The sequence below is a fragment of the Micromonospora sp. NPDC000668 genome (assembly GCF_042897975.1).
Classification (GTDB): domain Bacteria; phylum Actinomycetota; class Actinomycetes; order Mycobacteriales; family Micromonosporaceae; genus Micromonospora.
The window spans coordinates 968,331-985,649 of record NZ_JBIAYP010000003.1; the positions used below are offsets into that span (position 1 = coordinate 968,331).

Genomic DNA, 17,319 nt, shown 5'->3' on the forward strand with positions numbered 1-17,319 from the left:
CCCGGCTCAGCCGGTGATGGTGATCTTCAGCGGTGCGCTCAACTTGGTGCCGACCCGGGCGAACACCTGGTACGTCCCGGCCGGCGGGAAGGGCCCGGCAGCCAGCCCGCTGTTGTCGCACCGGGTGGTGTCCCGTCCGTTCCAGCCCACCTGGTAGGAGCGCTCGAAGTTTGGGGTGAAGGACTGCACGTCCGACCCCTTCACCTTGCCGCAGGTGTCCGACGACCAGATCTTCTCGGCACCGGACTTGATGAAGATCTCCTGGAGATCTGCGCCGACGTTCCGGCTGCACGTCCGTTCCGACGTGTTCTTGATCTTGAGGTGAAGGTCGACCACCGCCCCGCGCTGCACCGAGGTGGGCTGCGCCACCGAGGTCACGCTGATCTCCGCGTCGGTGCAGGTGCCGTCGTCCACCGATCCGGCGGCCGCGTCCGGCGGCACCACGTTGCTGGTGATCTCGGGGCTCGGCTCCCCCGTATCAGGATCGGCGGACCCGGACGCTGGCGGAGCCCCGGTCTGCGGTGTCAGCACCGACCCCCCGGGACCCGGGGTCGCGGTGGACGTCGAAGTTGCCCCCGCCTGCGGTTTGCCGCCCGAGCGGCCCGAGCCGGTGCAGGAATAGAGCAGGACAATCAGGAAGAGAAGCCCCGCTCCGAGTACGACGACACGACGCCGCCAGTACACGGCGGGTGGCAGGGGGCCGACCGTCAGACGCATGATGCCCCCCACCGTAGCGGCGCGGCCCCCGCCAGGCCGGCGCGACGCGCCGGAACGTCACCGACTCGACCCACCGCGCGTCCACTAAGGACGGACAAGTCGATCGTCCCGTGCCCGATCAGAGGTAGACCTTGCGCTGATAGACCGCATGCGCGCCGGCCACCCGGTCCAGGAAGAGCAGCCCGGCGCAGTGGTCGATCTCGTGCTGCAACGCCCGCGCCTCGAAGCCGTCAGTCACCAGCCGGATCGGCTCCCCGGTGCCCGGCAGGTCCCCCTCCACCACCAGCCGGCTGGCACGCTTCACGTCCCCGGTCAGGGCCGGCACCGACATGCACCCCTCCCGGCCCGGCTTCCACCGGGTCGCCTCGACCACCCGGGCGTTGCAGAGCACGAAGGTGCCGTGCACGGTGACCGCCTTCGGATGCCCGGTGACATCAACAGCGAAGACCCGGGCACCCACCCCGATCTGCGGTGCGGCCAGGCCGACGCAGCCCGGCGAGACCCGCATCGTGGCGACCAGGTCGGCGGCCAGCCGGACCGTCTCCTCGGCGGTCGGATCGACCTCGCCGCCGACCCGACTCAGGACCGGGTGCGGGGCCGACACCACCGGCCGCACCTCGCCCGGCACTGCCAGCGACTCCGGCGTCCAGTCGCCCAGGCCGGCGTACGTCTCGACGTCCCGGCCGGTGTCCGCCCTACTCCGCTCGCCGGTCACAGCAGGTCCGGATCCGCCGGCCGGAGGGTCACCTCGACGCCCAGCTCGGTGGCCGTACGGTGCAGCCGGCCGATCAACGTGTCGGCGACTCCGGCCGGCAACTCGACCTCGGCCAGCACCACGTAGAGCGAGCCGGCCAACCGGGTGCTCAGGTCGGTGACGTTCCCACCAGCGTCCACCAGCACCCGGGTCATCGCCGCGACGATGCCCATCCGGTCCGACCCGTGCACCGCCATCACGTACGGCTCGCCCACCGGGGGCACCTCGGCGTCCGGGGTGACCGCGCGTACCGTCGCCAACAGCTGACCCTCCGCGGCCAGCGGCGCCAGCGCGGCCTCGACGTCGGCGGCGGCCGGGCCGGTGCAGATGAGGGTCATCGCGAAATGCCCCCGCAGCCGGGTCATCGTGCTGTCGGTGAGATTCGCGCCCAGTCGGGCCAGCACCTCCGCGACGTCGGCCACGATGCCCGGCCGGTCCCGGCCGATGACGGTGATCGCGAGCTCGTTCATCCGCGCATTCTGCCCGATCCGTCCGCTGCCGCAGTGGCACCCCGCCCGAGCCGCCCATCCAGCGGGAATGCGCCGCGTGACATCATCGACGACGCGATGACTGAGCCCGATTTCGCCACCATGGTCAGCCGGTGGTACCAGCAGCACGCCCGTGACCTGCCATGGCGCGAACCCGACGTCAGCCCGTGGGCCATCCTGGTCAGCGAGGTCATGCTCCAGCAGACGCCGGTGGTCCGGGTGGTACCCGCCTGGCAGGCATGGCTGGCCCGCTGGCCGAACCCGGCCGCGCTGGCGGCGGACAGCCCGGCCGAGGCGATCCGGATGTGGGGACGCCTCGGCTACCCCCGCCGCGCGGTCCGGCTGCGGGAGTGCGCGGTCGCGATCGTGGACCGGCACGGCGGCCAGGTGCCGGACCGGCTGGAGCAGCTGCTGGCGCTGCCGGGAGTCGGCACGTACACGGCGCGGGCGGTGGCCGCGTTCGCGTACGGGCAGCGGCACCCGGTGGTCGACACCAACGTGCGCCGGGTGGTCTGCCGGGCGGTCGCCGGCGAACCGGACGCCGGGCCGGTCACCCGACCGGCCGACCTGGTCGCCACGGAGGAGCTGCTGCCGGTGGAGCCGGCCGCCGCGGCGCTGGCCAGCGCCGCCTTCATGGAGCTGGGTGCGGTGATCTGCACGGCCCGGTCACCACGCTGCGCGGCCTGCCCGGTCGAGTCGGTCTGCGCGTGGCGGGCCTCCGGGCAGGAGGCACCGGCCGGACCGACCCGCCGGCCCCAGCGGTACGCGGGCACCGACCGGCAGGTACGCGGGCTGCTGCTCGGGGTGCTCCGGGAGTCGACCGGGCCAGTCCCGCACCAGCGGCTGGACCAGGTCTGGACCGACGACGTGCAGCGCGCCCGTGCCCTGGCCGGTCTGGTGCACGACGGGCTGGTGGAATCCGCCGGTGCCGACTCCTTCCGCCTCGTCGGCGACGGCCCGTCCCTGCCCACCCCCGACCTCACTGCCTGACCCGCGGGCCGGCCCGTGCGGCGGTGATCGACTCCATATCGCGGACATCGGGGCCTACCGACGCCAGGACACCGCGACATCGCCGACACCGAGTCGATCACCGCAACGATCCCGGCCGAGGCGGACGACGACCGCCGAGTTGAAGCCGCGCGCGGCGGGGCGGGCGGACAGCGGAAAAGGCGGGGCCCGGTGGCTTGCGCCACCGGGCCCCGCCCCTCGCTGCTGGTCCTGCTACTCGTCCGCGCCTGCGGCGGCGGTGCCGCCGAGATCGGCCGGTACGGCGTCCGGAACCTCGACCGGCTTGTCCGCGCCATGGAAGACGAGCTTGGACTTGTCGATGTCGTTCGGGTCGCCCTCGCAGTCCACCACCACGATCTGACCCGGGGTCAGCTCGTTGAACAGGATCCGCTCGGAGAGGTTGTCCTCGATGTCGCGCTGGATCGTGCGACGCAGAGGACGGGCACCGAGCACCGGGTCGAAGCCCTTCAGCGCCAGGTACTTCTTGGCGTTGTCGGTCAGCTCCAGACCCATGTCCTTGTTGCGCAGCTGCGTCTCGATCCGCTGGATCATGATGTCCACGATCGAGAGGATCTCGTTCTGGCGCAGCTGGTGGAAGACGATGGTGTCGTCGATCCGGTTGAGGAACTCAGGCCGGAAGTGCTGCTTGAGCTCGTCGTTGACCTTCTGCTTCATCCGGTCGTAGTTGGACTCGGAGTCCTCCGACGCCTGGAAGCCGAGCGACACCGCCTTGGCGACGTCCCTGGTGCCCAGGTTGGTGGTCAGGATGATGACCGTGTTCTTGAAGTCCACGATCCGACCCTGACCGTCGGTGAGCCGACCGTCCTCCAGGATCTGGAGCAGCGTGTTGAACACGTCCGGGTGGGCCTTCTCGATCTCGTCGAAGAGAACCACCGAGAACGGCCGACGCCGCACCTTCTCGGTCAGCTGCCCGCCCTCGTCGTAGCCGACGTAGCCGGGAGGGGCACCCACCAGCCGGGAGACCGTGTAGCGGTCGTGGAACTCGGACATGTCCAGCTGGATGAGGGCATCCTCGCTGCCGAAGAGGAACTCGGCGAGCGCCTTGGACAGCTCGGTCTTACCCACGCCGGACGGGCCGGCGAAGATGAACGAGCCCGACGGGCGCTTCGGGTCCTTCAGGCCGGCCCGGGTACGCCGGATCGCCTTCGAGACCGCCTTGACCGCGTCCTCCTGGCCGATGACGCGCTTGTGCAGCTCGTCCTCCATGCGCAGCAGGCGCGAGGTCTCCTCCTCGGTCAGCTTGTAGACCGGGATACCCGTCCAGTTGCCGAGCACCTCGGCGATCTGCTCGTCGTCGACCTCGCTGACGACGTCCAGGTCACCGGCCTTCCACTCCTTCTCCCGCTGCGCCTTCTGGCCAAGGAGCTGCTTCTCCTTGTCGCGCAGCTGGGCGGCGCGCTCGAAGTCCTGCGCGTCGATCGCGGACTCCTTGTCGCGACGCACCTGGGCGATGCGCTCGTCGAAGTCGCGCAGGTCTGGCGGCGCGGTCATCCGGCGGATCCGCATCCGGGCGCCAGCCTCGTCGATCAGGTCGATCGCCTTGTCCGGCAGGAAGCGGTCGGAGATGTACCGGTCGGCCAGCGTGGCGGCTGCCACGAGAGCGGCGTCGGTGATCGAGACGCGGTGGTGGGCCTCGTAGCGGTCGCGCAGGCCCTTGAGGATCTCGATGGTGTGCGCCAGCGACGGCTCGCCCACCTGGATCGGCTGGAACCGGCGCTCGAGCGCAGCATCCTTCTCCAGGTGCTTGCGGTACTCGTCGAGCGTGGTGGCACCGATGGTCTGCAGCTCACCACGGGCCAGCATCGGCTTGAGGATGCTCGCCGCGTCGATCGCGCCCTCGGCGGCACCCGCACCCACCAGGGTGTGGATCTCGTCGATGAACAGGATGATGTCGCCGCGGGTGCGGATCTCCTTGAGCACCTTCTTGAGGCGCTCCTCGAAGTCACCGCGGTAGCGGGAACCGGCGACCAGCGCACCGAGGTCGAGCGTGTAGAGCTGCTTGTCCTTGAGCGTCTCGGGCACCTCGCCCTTGATGATCTTCTGGGACAGCCCCTCCACCACGGCGGTCTTACCGACGCCGGGCTCACCGATCAGGACCGGGTTGTTCTTGGTACGGCGGGAGAGCACCTGCATGACCCGCTCGATTTCCTTCTCGCGCCCGATGACCGGGTCGAGCTTGCCCTCGCGGGCGGCCTGGGTCAGGTTGCGGCCGAACTGGTCCAGCACCAGGCTGGTCGACGGCGCGGCCTCACCCGGCGCGGCGCCAGCGGCGGCCGGCTCCTTGCCCTGGTAGCCGGAGAGCAGCTGGATCACCTGCTGGCGGACCCGGTTGAGGTCGGCGCCGAGCTTGACCAGCACCTGGGCGGCGACGCCCTCACCCTCGCGGATCAGACCGAGCAGGATGTGCTCCGTGCCGATGTAGTTGTGGCCGAGCTGCAGCGCCTCGCGCAGCGACAGCTCCAGCACCTTCTTGGCCCGCGGCGTGAACGGGATGTGCCCGCTCGGCGCCTGCTGACCCTGGCCGATGATCTCCTCGACCTGCTGGCGGACGCCCTCCAGGGAGATGCCGAGGCTCTCCAGGGCCTTTGCCGCGACGCCTTCACCTTCGTGGATCAGGCCCAGCAGGATGTGTTCCGTACCGATGTAGTTGTGGTTGAGCATCCGGGCCTCTTCTTGGGCCAGGACGACAACCCGTCGCGCTCGGTCGGTGAACCGCTCGAACATGCCCTCGTGCTCCTCACGTGCCGTGCGCCTTGATGGTCTAGATCTTGGCGGGGCCGGTGCACGAACGTCCGGGACGGGCGTCCGTGCCTCCTTACTCTATCGTCGCTGACCGACTCAGCTGAGGTCGTGTGTCTCCGGTGTGGGTCGGTTCCACGTTGTTTTGGACAACCGTCCGCGCTCAGGAGGTGTTCCGGTACCCCTGTCGCTACGCGCAGAGCGAAATCCGACTGGCGCGACGGAAGCCCTCTCCCGGCCCTGGGAGGCTCCGAGAGGGGGGTCAGCGCTGGCGACGAACGCCGCGCCCGACCCTGGGGGAAGTTGTCCACAGGCTGTGGATAGCTGCTCCACTGGTTGTGGACAACGTCGGGACGGCGGGAATGCTTCCCGGACGCTCCGCTGGCCCGACGACCCCCGCCGGCGGCCGTGGATACGGCGACGCCGGCCCGGAGAATGCTCCGGCCCGGCGTCGTGTCGCCCTGCGGTGGTCGATGCCACCAAGCTGCTGACGGATCAGCGCTTCGCGTGGAACTCGTCGACGATCTCCTGCGGGATTCGACCCCGGTCCGAGATGTCCTTGCCGGCCTTCTTGGCCCAGTCCCGGATCGCCTTGTTCTGCTCCCGGTCAGCGGTCGCGCCACCCCGACCGCGGGCAGCACGCCCACCGATCACCACGCCACCCCGGCCCACCTTGGTGCCGGCGGCCACGTACGACGCAAAAGCGTCGCGCAATTTCGCGGCGTTGGAACTCGACAGGTCGATCTCGTACTGGACGCCGTCGAGGGCGAACTTGACGGTCTCGTCAGCGTCCCCGCCGTCCAGGTCATCGACCAGCTTGTGAATGATCTGCTTGGCCACGTCCCACATTCCTTTCGAGCAGGGTCTCCTGCTAACGAGAGCACAATAACCCGTGCTCTGCTCGCCCCGTCAATAGGATGCGGTATCGACCCGACGCGAGCCGCCGAGACTACTCGGGGCGCACCAACGGGAAGAGGATCGTTTCCCGAATTCCGAGCCCGGTCAGGGCCATCAACAGCCGGTCGATTCCCATTCCCATACCTCCGGCCGGCGGCATTCCGTACTCCATCGCCCGGAGAAAGTCCTCGTCGAGACGCATCGCCTCGTCGTCGCCACGAGCGGCGAGCTGCGCCTGGGCCAGCAGCCGGTCCCGCTGCACCACCGGGTCGACCAGTTCGGAGTACGCGGTGCCCAGCTCGAACCCGAGCACGTACAGGTCCCACTTCTCCGCCAGCCCCGGCTCGTCACGGTGGGCCCGGGTGAGCGGGCTGGTCTCCTCCGGGTAGTCCCGGATGAAGGTGGGCGCCTCCAGGCCGGGAACGACCAGTTCCTCGAACAGTTCCTCGGCCAGCTTGCCCGGGCCCCACTTCGGGTCAACGGCCAATCCCACCTTGTCGGCGTACTCGACCAGTCGGGACCGTTCGGTGCGGACCGTGACCTCCTCGCCGAGTGCCTCGGAAAGCACCCCGAACAGGGTTACCGACCGCCACTCCCCGCCCAGGTCGAACTCCCGCCCGTCGGCGTGGGTCACCACGGTCGAGCCGCTGACCGCGACCGCCGCCTGTTGCACGAGATTGCGGGTCAACTCGGCCATCGTGTTGTAGTCGCCGTACGTCTGGTACGTCTCCAGCATCGCGAACTCCGGCGAGTGCGAAGAGTCGACACCCTCATTACGGAAGTTGCGGTTGATCTCGAAGACCCGGTCGACGCCGCCGACCACTGCGCGCTTGAGAAACAGTTCCGGAGCGATTCGCAGATACAGATCAGTGCTCAACGCATTGCTGTGAGTCACGAACGGTCGGGCCGCCGCGCCGCCATGCAGCAGTTGCAACATCGGCGTTTCCACCTCGATGAAACCCTGTCCGTGCAGCGAATCGCGCAGGCTGCGCACCGCCGCGGCCCGGGTACGGACCATCTGCCGGGCCTGCGGCCGGACGATCAGGTCGACGTAGCGCTGGCGGACCCGCGCCTCCTCGGAGAGCGGCTTGTGCGCCACCGGCAGTGGCCGCAGCGACTTGGCGGTCATTTCCCACCGCTCGGCCAGCACGGACAGCTCGCCCCGGCGACTGGTGATCACCTCGCCGGTGACGCCGACGTGGTCACCGAGGTCGACCAGGCGCTTCCAGTCCTCCAGGCGTTCCGGCCCGACCCGGTCCAGGGAGAGCATCGCCTGCAGCTCGGTGCCGTCCCCGTCGCGCAGGGTCGCGAAGCAGAGCTTGCCGGTGTTACGCACGAAGATCACCCGACCGGTGACCGAGGTCTGGTCGCCGGTGGCGGTGTCGGTGGGCAGGTCGGCGTAACGGGCCCGCACCTCCGCCAGGGTGGCCGTGCGGGGAAATCCGACCGGGTACGGCTCGACGCCGTCGGCGAGCATCCGGTCCCGCTTCTCCCGGCGGACCTTCATCTGCTCGGGAAGGTCGTCGGCGGGGTCCACTGGCACGGCGTTCTGCTCGGTCACGGCACGCTTCCTCGTCACGGAGATACAGGGGGTCAGGCCCGAGCGTACTCAAGCGCCTGGGGGGCTGTTACCGGATAACCTGCCCGCCATGGTCGATCACACTCATGCCCTCTCCTTCGGCGCTGCGGCGAGCGATTATGACCGGTTTCGCCCCACCTATCCGGAGGAGGCGGTCCGCTGGGCGCTCGACGGGCTGAACGACGCCGCCCAGGTCGTCGACCTCGGCGCCGGCACCGGCATCCTGACCCGCGTCGTACGGGCGCTCGGCCACCAGGTCCAGCCGGTGGAGCCCGACCCCGGCATGCGGGCCCAACTGGACGCCGCCACCCCCGGTCTCACGGCCCTGGCCGGCAGCGCCGAGTCGGTGCCACTGCCGGACGGCACCGCCGACGCGGTGCTGGTCGGCCAGGCCTACCACTGGTTCGACAAGGAGCCCGCGCACGCCGAGGTCGCCCGGGTGCTTCGGCCGGGTGGGACGTTCGCCCCGATCTGGAACGTTCGGGACGACCGAGCGGCCAATTGGATCGCCGAGTTGAGCCGGATCGCCGACCTCCGGGACAACTCCGGCGACCTGCTCCAGCAGGTCACCGGCTTCGGCCCGGCCTTCGGGCCGGTGGAGCTGGCCCAGTTCGCGCACCGGACCCGGCTCACCCCGGAGCAGCTGCTCGGCATGGTGCGCACCCGCTCCTACTGGCTGACCGCCAGCCCGCAGGAACGGGACGAGGTCGACCGGAAGGTCCGAGACCTCCTGGCCAGCCACCCGGACCTGGCCGGCCGGGAGACCATCGAGCTGCCGTACCGGACGCTGGTCTTCCGCGCCCGACGGCGCTGAACCACCGGGGTCACAGGTTGCGGTCGTAGACCATCCGCAGGCCGATCAGGGTGATCATCGGCTCGTGGTGGGTGATGCTGCGGCACTCGTTGATCACCAGGGAGGCGAGACCGCCGGTGGCGATCACCGCCTTCACCGTGCCCAACTCCTCGGTCATCCGCTCGACGATGCGGTCCACCTGCCCGGCGAAGCCGAAGTACAGGCCGGACTGGAGGCATTCCACGGTGTTCTTGCCGATTACCGAGCGGGGCTTGGTCGCCTCGACCTTGCGTAGCTGGGCGGCGCGCGCGGCGAGCGCGTCGAAGGAGATCTCGATGCCCGGTGCGAACGCCCCACCGAGGAACTCGCCCCGACCGCTGATCACGTCGAAGTTGGTGGTGGTGCCGAAGTCCACGACGATCGACGGCCCGCCATAGAGGGTGTACGCGGCCAGGGTGTTCACCACCCGGTCGGCGCCCACCTCCTTCGGGTTGTCGATCGCCAACTGCACGCCGGTCCGCACTCCGGGCTCGACGATCACGCTCGGCAGGTCGGCGTAGTAGCGGCCGAGCATGGTGCGCAGTGACCGCAGCGCGGCCGGCACCGTGGAGCAGGCGGCCACACCGGTGATCTCGACGTTGTCCCCGGCGAGCAGGCCCCGGAACATCAGACCCAGCTCATCCGCCGTCGAGCGGGCATCGGTCTTGATCCGCCAGGAGTGCACCAGCTTGTCGCCGTCGAAGGTCGCCAGCACGGTGTTGGTGTTTCCGATGTCGATGCAGAGCAGCACGCACGCAGCCTAGACAACGACCGTACGGGCGGGTGCGGACCGGGTTGCGGACCGTATCCTTGTCGCATCGCGACATGAACATGGGTCAATCCACGGCGCGGCCGGACGGGGAGCGGACATGTCGGGGACGTGGTGGGTGCGGGGCCGTAACACCCTGCGCCGGCGTAGGCGGCACGTGCTGGTGCTGGTCGCACTGGCCGGCGGCGCCATCTGGATGGTCGTGCAGGCGTGGCGGGCGTCCCTGCGGGAGGCCGGCAGCTTCGCCGGCGATCTCTACCTCAACATCGGCGCCGCGCTGATCATGACGCTGCTGACCTACGTGGTGCTCAACCCGCTCTTCCGCGAACTCCAGACGGTCAGCATCATCGAGCACCCGCGACTGGACCGGGACGCGCTGATCGAACGGGTCGCCCAGTCCCGGGAGATCGTGGCCATCCTGGAGACCTGGACCAGCATGCTGGAGGGCCCGTACGCGTCCCGGTTCGTGGCGGCGCTGCGCTCCGCGCTCGTCAACGGCGCCGCCGTCAAGGTGCTGCTGCTCGACCCGGACTCGCCGGCGGTCCGGCTGCGCGGCGAGGAGCTGCGCCGGCGGGACGCCTCGGTGGCCATCCTCAACAACATGTGGCACCTGGCCCGGCTCGCCGAGGAGCTGCCCGAGTCGGCCCGGGCCCGGCTCCAGGTCCGGGTCTACAGCGCCGCCCCCTCGGTGCAGATGTACCGCTGGGACGGCAAGGCGTTCATCTCGTTCTTCCCGGTCCAGGGCAGCACCTTCGACACCCAGCAGATCGAGGCATTCGTCTCGACCCCGCTCGGCGAGTTCGTCGACGACCGGTTCGCTGAGCTGTGGGAGACCGCGCCGGTGGAGGACCTGGCGGCCTGCCTCACCCTGCGGCTCTGCCTGCGCCAGGCCGGTCGGGACCTGGAGACCTGCGAGGCGCTCTACGTCCGCTCCGACGGCGACTGGTACATCGCCGGCACCGACCTGGTGCGCAACGTGGCCCGGCACGGCCTGGCCGGGCTGAGTGTGGTGCTGGACCGGCCCGAGGCGGAGGGCGAGACCTTCGCCATCGGCGAGGCCGACGAGCTGCCGCCCGAGATCTACAACCGGGTGCTGGAACTCTTCCGGGCCAAGTACGGCCTGGACGGCCGGCAGGACACCGAGAACCGGGTGATCTTCAACCTGGCCGCCACCTCACTGACCACCGTCTGAGGCCCGGCCCGTCGCGAGTAGCGCCGGGCCGGACACCCGTCACTCGATCCGCAGGTCCATGGCGATGTCCAGAATGGGCGACGAGTGGGTCAGCGCGCCCACCGAGAGGAAGTCGACGCCGGTGGCCGCGTACCGGCCGGCCACCTCCAGGGTCAGGCCGCCGGTCGCCTCCAGCTCCGCCCGGTCCCCCACCGCCGTCACCGCTTCCGCGAGCGTCTCCGGCGTCATGTTGTCGCAGAGCAGGAAGCCCGCACCGGCCTCCACCGCCTCCACCGCCTCGCCGACCGTGGTCACCTCGACCTGCACCGGCACCTCCGGGAACGCCTCCCGGACCCGCCGATAGGCCGCGGTGATGCCCCCGGCGGCGAGCTTGTGGTTGTCCTTGATCATGGCCACGTCGTAGAGGCCCATCCGCTTGTTGGTGCCGCCGCCGGCCCGCACCGCGTACTTCTCCAGCTGCCGCAGGCCCGGCGTGGTCTTGCGGGTGTCCAGCACCATCGCCTTGGTGCCGGCCAGCGCATCCGCCCAGGCACGGGTGTGGGTGGCCACCCCGGACATCCGGCAGAGCAGGTTGAGCGCGGTGCGCTCGGCGGTGAGCAGCAGCCGGGTCGGCCCGGTCACCGTCGCCAGCACGTCGCCGCGCGCCACCCGCTCCCCGTCGCGGGCGAGCACCGACACCTCGACGGTACGGCCGAACCCGGTCACCTCTCCGACCAGCTCGAACACGGCGGCGGCCACCGCCATCCCGGCCACCACGCCGTCCGCGCGGGCCACCAGGTCGGCGGTGTCGGTCTGCTCCGCCGGAATGGTGGCCACGCTCGTGACGTCCAGGAAGTCCGGCCCCAGGTCCTCGACCAGCGCGTTCTCGATCACCCGCCGCACCTGCGCGGGGTCCAGTCCGGCCGCCCGCATCGCCTGCCGCGTCGACTCCGTCATGACCTTCTCCGTTTCCGACTGCGGGGCCTGCAAAATCGGCTCACTCCTCACGCTCACCGCATTCCCTCCCACTGCTGCGTCAACCGGCCCTGCGCCCCGACCGACCCGACCAGGTGACCCAGCCACCGCTCGTCGGCCGTGGGGAAGTCCTCCCGCCAGTGGCAGCCCCGGGTCTCACCGCGGGCGTACGCGGCGGCCACCAGCGTCGATGCCACGGTGAGCAGGTTGGTCGCCTCCCAGTCGGCGGTCCGCGGTCGGCCTCGGGCGGCACCCACCTCGGTCAGCGTGCCGGCCGTCTCGGCCAGCGTCGCGGCCGAGCGAAGCACCCCGGCGCCCCGGGTCATCGCCCGTTGCAGGGCCGGCGTCGTCTCGGTCGGGAGCACCCAGCCCGCACCGCCGCGCCAGGCGCCGGTGTCCGCCGGTTGGACCTGCTCGGGGAGGCCGGCCGCGATGTCCTCGGCGATTCGCCGGGAGAAGACCAGACCCTCCAGCAGCGAGTTGCTGGCCAGCCGGTTCGCACCGTGCACGCCCGTGCAGGCGACCTCGCCGCAGGCGTACAGGCCGGGGATGGACGTGCGGCCGCGCAGGTCGGTGCGGACGCCGCCGGAGGCATAGTGGGCGGCCGGGGCGACCGGGATCAGGTCGGTGGCCGGGTCCACGCCGATCGCCAGGCAGGACGCCACGATGGTCGGGAACCGGGCGGCCAGGAAGGTCCCACCCAGGTGCCGGGCGTCGAGGAAGACGTGGTCCGCGCCGGTGGCCAGCAGCACCCGGTGGATGCCCTTGGCCACCACGTCCCGGGGGGCCAGCTCGGCCAGCTCGTGCTGGCCCACCATGAACCGCTTGCCATCCGCGTCCACCAGGTAAGCGCCCTCGCCACGCAGCGCCTCGGAGACCAGCGGCTGCTGCGCGTGGCCGGTACCGGGCACGCCCACGCCGGACGGGGTGATCAGGGCGGTCGGGTGGAACTGGACGAACTCCACATCGGTCACCGCCGCGCCGGCCCGCATCGCCAGCGCCACGCCGTCCCCCGTGGAGACCGCTGGGTTGGTGGTGGCGGCGAAGATCTGCCCCATCCCGCCGGTCGCCAGCACCACGGCCCGGGCCAGCAGCGCGCCCACACCATCCTCGCTGCCCTCGCCGAGTACGTGCAGGGTGATTCCGCAGGCCGGGCCGAGCCCGTCCGGGCCGTCGCCGGGGGCACGCAGCAGGTCCAGCACCAGGGCGTGCTCGACCAGCCGGATCCACGGGTCGCGCCGTACCGCCTCGTGCAGGGCCCGCTGCACCTCGGCCCCGGTGGCGTCTCCGCCGGCGTGCACGATCCGGTCCGCCCGGTGCCCACCCTCACGGGTCAGCATCAGCGAACCGTCCGGGTTGCGGTCGAACTCGGCGCCGATCCGGATCAGCTCCCGCAGCCGGAGTGGGCCCTCCTCGACCAGCACCCGGACCGCCGCCGGGTCGCAGAGCCCGACACCGGCGATCTCGGTGTCCGACGCGTGCGCCGCCGGGGTGTCCCCCGAGTCGAGCACGGCGGCGATGCCGCCCTGCGCCCACCGGGTCGAGCCGTCGTCGATGTTGACCTTGGTGACCACCGTGACGTGCAGGCCCGCCTCGCGCAGGTGCAGCGCCGCGGTCAACCCGGCCACCCCGGAACCCACCACGATCACGTCGGTGGTCTCCACCCAGCCGGGCGCGGGCGCGGCCAGCAACGGGGGCAGCGCCGGCAGGTCGACGGTCGGAAGGTCCATCCCCCCAGTCAACCCGAACCGTCCTCGCCCCGGGCGGCCGGGGCACGACGAGTGGTATGGGCTACCCCGTCCGGCGGCGGCCCTGCCGCGCCGGACGGTTGGCCGTGGTCACTTCGTCCGAACCGGCAGGCCGGCCGGGCCCGCGCCCCGCAGCGAGCCGGTCACCGTACGGTCGCTGAGCCACAGGTAGCAGCGGACCCCCCGGTCACCGACCCGCCAGCGCCCCGCACCCGGCGGGCGGACCACCACACCGCTGCGGAATCGCAGCTCGGCGTCGTCCGGCACGCCCACGTACCGGCCGAGGATCGTGCGGCAGCCGGTGTAGAGCGGAGCCCAGTCCGCGTCCCGGGTCGGGTACGGCGTGTCCGGTGCCCGCCACACCCCGACGAACTCGGCGTCGTGGCGGGCACCGCACTCCACCGGGACCAGCGTCTGCGCGCCCCGGACGGTCGCGCCGCGGGTCTGCTGGCAGCCCAACCGCAGCGCGGAGACCCCCTTGAACGCGTCCCGCAGACTGCCCGACCGGACCACCACGGTGGCCGCCGCCTCGATCGTGGTCAACTCGCTGAGATCGCACCGGTACCAGCGGGAACCGGCCGCCCAGCCCGGCCCGGACGGCAGCGCCACCGACAGCTGCAACCGGCCGGCCCGCCAGTCGTCGCCCACGTACCCTGTGGCCCGGGTGTCGCACTCGGCGAACGCGCCGCGCAGCTCGGCAGAGCCGCCGGCCGGGGCGGTGGCCCGCTCGACCGGGAACGCCCCCACGTGCACGGTCTCCACCCGGTGCGGGGCGGCACAGTCCATCGGCTGATAGCCGGCCAGGGTGACGACGTCGGTGAAGTCGGCGGCCTGACACACGCCGGCGGCCGGGGTGAACGGCACCGCCGGTGGCAGCGCAGCCCAGTCGTCGGTCAGATCACCGTCCAGGCCGCCGGCCCCGGCGCAGCCGGCCAGCAGAACTGCCGTCACAGCAGCGGCGAACAGGGTCGTCATCGCACGGCGCATCGCGGCCTCCCCCAGCCACCGACCAGCTTCCGACGGCGTGCCAAGGGTAACCGGAAATGACCTTCCGGTGACAGACCGGAATCGCCGTGCGTGGGATCAGGCGCTCGCCACAGCCAACGGGCTGGGCACCGGGTCGCCGGCCGTGCCCGGTGCCGCCGCAGCCGGGTCGGCACCCAGCTCGACCACCCGGTTGTCCGCATCGACGTGCACCACCCGTGGCCGGTACGACCGGGCCTCGGCGTCGTCCATCTGCCCGTACGAGATCAGGATGACCAGGTCACCGGGGTGCACCAGGTGCGCGGCGGCGCCGTTGATGCCGATCACGCCGCTGCCCCGCTCGCCCGGGATGACGTACGTCTCCAGCCGGGCCCCGTTGGTGATGTCCACGATCGCCACCTGCTCGCCGGGGAGCAGGTCGGCAGCGTCGAGCAGGTCCTCGTCCACCGTCACCGAGCCGACGTAGTGCAGGTCGGCCTGGGTCACGGTGGCCCGGTGGATCTTCGACTTGAGCATGGTCCGCAGCATCGGGGTGGCCTTTCGCGATGGTGGTGAAGGATGCGGCCGGGTCAGGGGCGGGGGGCGAGGTGGATCGCCGCGTTGTCGATCAACCGGGTGCTGCCCACCCACGCGGCGATCACCAGCCGCGCCGGCCCGGACACCGGCCCCGGCTCCAGCTCCGGATCGGTGAGTACCAGGTAGTCGAGCCGGGCGCCGGGCGTACCGGCGCCGAACGCGGCGTGCGCGGCGGACAGCACCGCCCCCGCGTCCAGACCGTCGTCGGCGGCCCGCGCACCGGCCAGCAGCGCGGCGGACAGGCTCAACGCGGCGGCCCGCTCGGGCTCGCTCAGGTAGCGGTTGCGGCTGGACAGCGCCAAACCGTCCGGCTCCCGGACGGTCGGCACGCCAACCACCTCGACCGGCACGTCCAGGTCCCGGGTCATCCGCCGGACCAACGTGAGCTGCTGGTAGTCCTTCTCGCCGAAGAACGCCAGGTCAGGCCGGGTGAGCTGGAGCAGTTTCAACACCACGGTGAGTACGCCGTGGAAGAAGCCGGGGCGGCTCGCGCCCTCCAGTTCCGCGCCGCGCGGGCCCGGGTCGAGCCGCACCCGGGGCTGGCCGTCCGGGTACATCTCGGCCACCGACGGGGCGAAGACCAGGTCGGCACCGACCCGCCGGCACACCTCCAGGTCCGAGTCGAGCGTCCGCGGATAGCGGTCGAAGTCCTCGTTCGGCCCGAACTGCAGCGGGTTCACGAAGATCGTCACCAGCACATGGTCGGCCTGCTCCCGGGCAGCGCGCAGCAGCGTCTCGTGCCCGGAGTGCAGCGCGCCCATGGTCATCACCACGGCGACGGTGCCCTGCAGCGCGGCCCGCGCCTCGGCCAGGTCGGCACGGGTGTGCACCAGCTGGGTCATGCCGCCACCTCCCGGCTGGTGCTGGCGAGCACGCCGAGCAGCGACTGCGCGTCCACCGGCCGGAGCCGGCCGGCGGCGATCGCCCGGTCGGCGGTACGCCGGGCCAGCGCCAGATAGGCGGGGACGGACTCCGGGGCGGTGGCGGCCAGCCGGGCCAGGTGCCGCTGGACGGTACCCGCGTCACCGCGGGAGACCGGGCCGGTCAGCGCGTCGTCGCCCAGCCGCAGCGCGTTCTCCAAGGCGGCCCGCAGCAGCGGGGCGAGCACCTTCTCCGGCTGGGTCACACCGGCGTCGCGCAGCCGGTCGGTCGCCTCGTTCACCAGGGTCACCAGGTGGTTCGCGCCGTGCGCCAGCGCGGCGTGGTACAGCGGGCGGTCCGCCTCGCCCACCCACTCGGGCACGCCGCCGAGGTCGGCGACCAGCCGGGCGGCCAGCGGGCGCAGCTCCGCCGGGGCGGTCACCCCGTACGAGATGCCGGCCAGCCGGGCCAGGTCGTCCGGCGTACCGGTGAAGGTCATGGCGGGGTGCAGGGCGAGTGGCCGGGCGCCGACCGCCACGGCGGGCTCCAGCACGGCCAGCCCGTGCGCGCCGGAGGTGTGCGCGACCACCTGGCCCGGGCGCAGCGCGCCCCGGTCGGCGAGGTCGGCGACCACCCCGGCCAGCGCGTCGTCCGGCACCGCGATCAGCAGCAGATCGGCGGCGGCGTGGGCGACGGCGGCGACCGGACGGCGAGGTACGTCGGGCAGCAGCAGGGCGAGTCGGGCGCGGCTGGCCCCGGAGCCGCCAGCGACGGCGACCACCCGGTGCCCGGCGGCGGCGAGCGCGGCGCCCAGCACGGCACCGACCCGTCCGGCGCCGACGACACCGACGGTCAGGAAGCGAGAGGGAACGGAAGCCGGGGCGCCGGTGACGGCGCTGCCCTGCGGTGCGGCGGCCCCGCGCGGGGCGGCCGGACGCGGGCGCAACGGTGCGCTCATGACGACGATCCAGTCCTCGAGAAGGGGTACCGGTCGATCGCAAGTATGCGCCCGGGTCACGGAACCGGGACAAGCATGTGTGAAAACCTTCACGACCCCGCCGGGCGGGATCGGCGCGGGGGGGGCCCCCCCGGGTGGGGGGGGGCCCCCCCCCGGGCGGGGGGGGGGGGGGGGGGGCGCGGGGGGGGGGGGTTGGGGGGGGTGTGGGGGCCGGGGGGCCCCCCGCACACCCCGGGGGGCGG

16 protein-coding genes are annotated in these 17,319 nt (G+C 71.8%); 3 read left to right on the forward strand and 13 right to left on the reverse strand.

The genetic code is table 11. The features are described 5' to 3' along the window. Window positions 1–6: 6 nt before the first annotated feature. From ACFY29_RS20800 to ACFY29_RS20810, 3 genes are all read right to left on the reverse strand, one after another. The gene (locus ACFY29_RS20800) at window positions 7–717 is read right to left on the reverse strand and encodes a hypothetical protein (RefSeq protein WP_386988396.1); all 711 of its coding nucleotides are present in this window, start codon (window positions 715–717) and stop codon (window positions 7–9) included. Window positions 718–835: 118 nt separating this feature from the next. Next, a complete protein-coding gene (locus tag ACFY29_RS20805) occupies window positions 836–1,432 on the reverse strand; it encodes a peptide deformylase (protein WP_386988399.1) in 597 nt (198 codons plus the stop codon). After that, window positions 1,429–1,941, reverse strand: a complete 513-nt coding sequence (locus ACFY29_RS20810; protein WP_328421173.1) for an ACT domain-containing protein — start codon at window positions 1,939–1,941, stop codon at window positions 1,429–1,431. The genes ACFY29_RS20805 and ACFY29_RS20810 overlap by 4 nt, the downstream gene beginning before the upstream one ends. Window positions 1,942–2,037: 96 nt before the next feature. Between ACFY29_RS20810 and ACFY29_RS20815 the strand changes: the two genes are divergently transcribed. Next, window positions 2,038–2,949, forward strand: a complete 912-nt coding sequence (locus ACFY29_RS20815) for an A/G-specific adenine glycosylase (RefSeq protein ID WP_386988402.1) — start codon at window positions 2,038–2,040, stop codon at window positions 2,947–2,949. Between the two features lie 231 nt (window positions 2,950–3,180). Here the strand turns inward: ACFY29_RS20815 and ACFY29_RS20820 are convergent, their stop codons facing one another. From ACFY29_RS20820 to lysS, 3 genes are all read right to left on the reverse strand, one after another. Next, on the reverse strand, window positions 3,181–5,712 hold the full coding sequence (locus tag ACFY29_RS20820; protein WP_328421177.1) for an ATP-dependent Clp protease ATP-binding subunit: 2,532 nt from the start codon (window positions 5,710–5,712) through the stop codon (window positions 3,181–3,183). Window positions 5,713–6,222: 510 nt separating this feature from the next. Next, entirely contained in the window at window positions 6,223–6,567 is a 345-nt protein-coding gene (locus ACFY29_RS20825; protein ID WP_328421179.1) for an Lsr2 family protein, read from the reverse strand. 109 nt (window positions 6,568–6,676) lie between these two features. Further along, window positions 6,677–8,185 (reverse strand): lysine--tRNA ligase, encoded by a 1,509-nt coding sequence (lysS, locus tag ACFY29_RS20830; protein ID WP_328421180.1) that lies wholly within the window; start codon window positions 8,183–8,185, stop codon window positions 6,677–6,679. Between the two features lie 88 nt (window positions 8,186–8,273). Between lysS and ACFY29_RS20835 the strand changes: the two genes are divergently transcribed. Beyond that, window positions 8,274–9,017, forward strand: a complete 744-nt coding sequence (locus ACFY29_RS20835) for a class I SAM-dependent methyltransferase (RefSeq protein WP_386988406.1) — start codon at window positions 8,274–8,276, stop codon at window positions 9,015–9,017. Between the two features lie 10 nt (window positions 9,018–9,027). Here ACFY29_RS20835 and ACFY29_RS20840 read toward each other — a convergent pair whose 3' ends face one another. Beyond that, a complete protein-coding gene (locus ACFY29_RS20840) occupies window positions 9,028–9,786 on the reverse strand; it encodes a type III pantothenate kinase (protein ID WP_252417322.1) in 759 nt (252 codons plus the stop codon). Between the two features lie 118 nt (window positions 9,787–9,904). On the opposite strand from ACFY29_RS20840, the gene ACFY29_RS20845 reads away from it, so the two are divergent. Continuing rightward, complete coding sequence (locus ACFY29_RS20845; protein WP_328421187.1) at window positions 9,905–10,996, forward strand: hypothetical protein; 1,092 nt, start codon at window positions 9,905–9,907, stop codon at window positions 10,994–10,996. Window positions 10,997–11,035: 39 nt separating this feature from the next. On the opposite strand, the gene nadC is transcribed toward ACFY29_RS20845, so the two are convergent. From nadC to ACFY29_RS20875, 6 genes are all read right to left on the reverse strand, one after another. Then, on the reverse strand, window positions 11,036–11,932 hold the full coding sequence (gene nadC, locus ACFY29_RS20850) for a carboxylating nicotinate-nucleotide diphosphorylase (RefSeq protein WP_328421189.1): 897 nt from the start codon (window positions 11,930–11,932) through the stop codon (window positions 11,036–11,038). 53 nt (window positions 11,933–11,985) lie between these two features. After that, window positions 11,986–13,680, reverse strand: a complete 1,695-nt coding sequence (locus ACFY29_RS20855; protein ID WP_386988411.1) for an L-aspartate oxidase — start codon at window positions 13,678–13,680, stop codon at window positions 11,986–11,988. A gap of 108 nt (window positions 13,681–13,788) precedes the next feature. After that, window positions 13,789–14,685, reverse strand: a complete 897-nt coding sequence (locus tag ACFY29_RS20860) for a septum formation family protein (RefSeq protein WP_386988414.1) — start codon at window positions 14,683–14,685, stop codon at window positions 13,789–13,791. Between the two features lie 96 nt (window positions 14,686–14,781). Further along, window positions 14,782–15,210, reverse strand: a complete 429-nt coding sequence (gene panD / locus ACFY29_RS20865) for an aspartate 1-decarboxylase (protein WP_089018653.1) — start codon at window positions 15,208–15,210, stop codon at window positions 14,782–14,784. Window positions 15,211–15,251: 41 nt separating this feature from the next. Continuing rightward, window positions 15,252–16,100, reverse strand: a complete 849-nt coding sequence (gene panC, locus ACFY29_RS20870) for a pantoate--beta-alanine ligase (protein ID WP_386988417.1) — start codon at window positions 16,098–16,100, stop codon at window positions 15,252–15,254. Next, on the reverse strand, window positions 16,097–17,077 hold the full coding sequence (locus tag ACFY29_RS20875; RefSeq protein WP_386988420.1) for a Rossmann-like and DUF2520 domain-containing protein: 981 nt from the start codon (window positions 17,075–17,077) through the stop codon (window positions 16,097–16,099). Before ACFY29_RS20875 ends, panC begins: the two co-directional genes overlap by 4 nt. Between the last annotated feature and the right edge of the window lie 242 nt (window positions 17,078–17,319).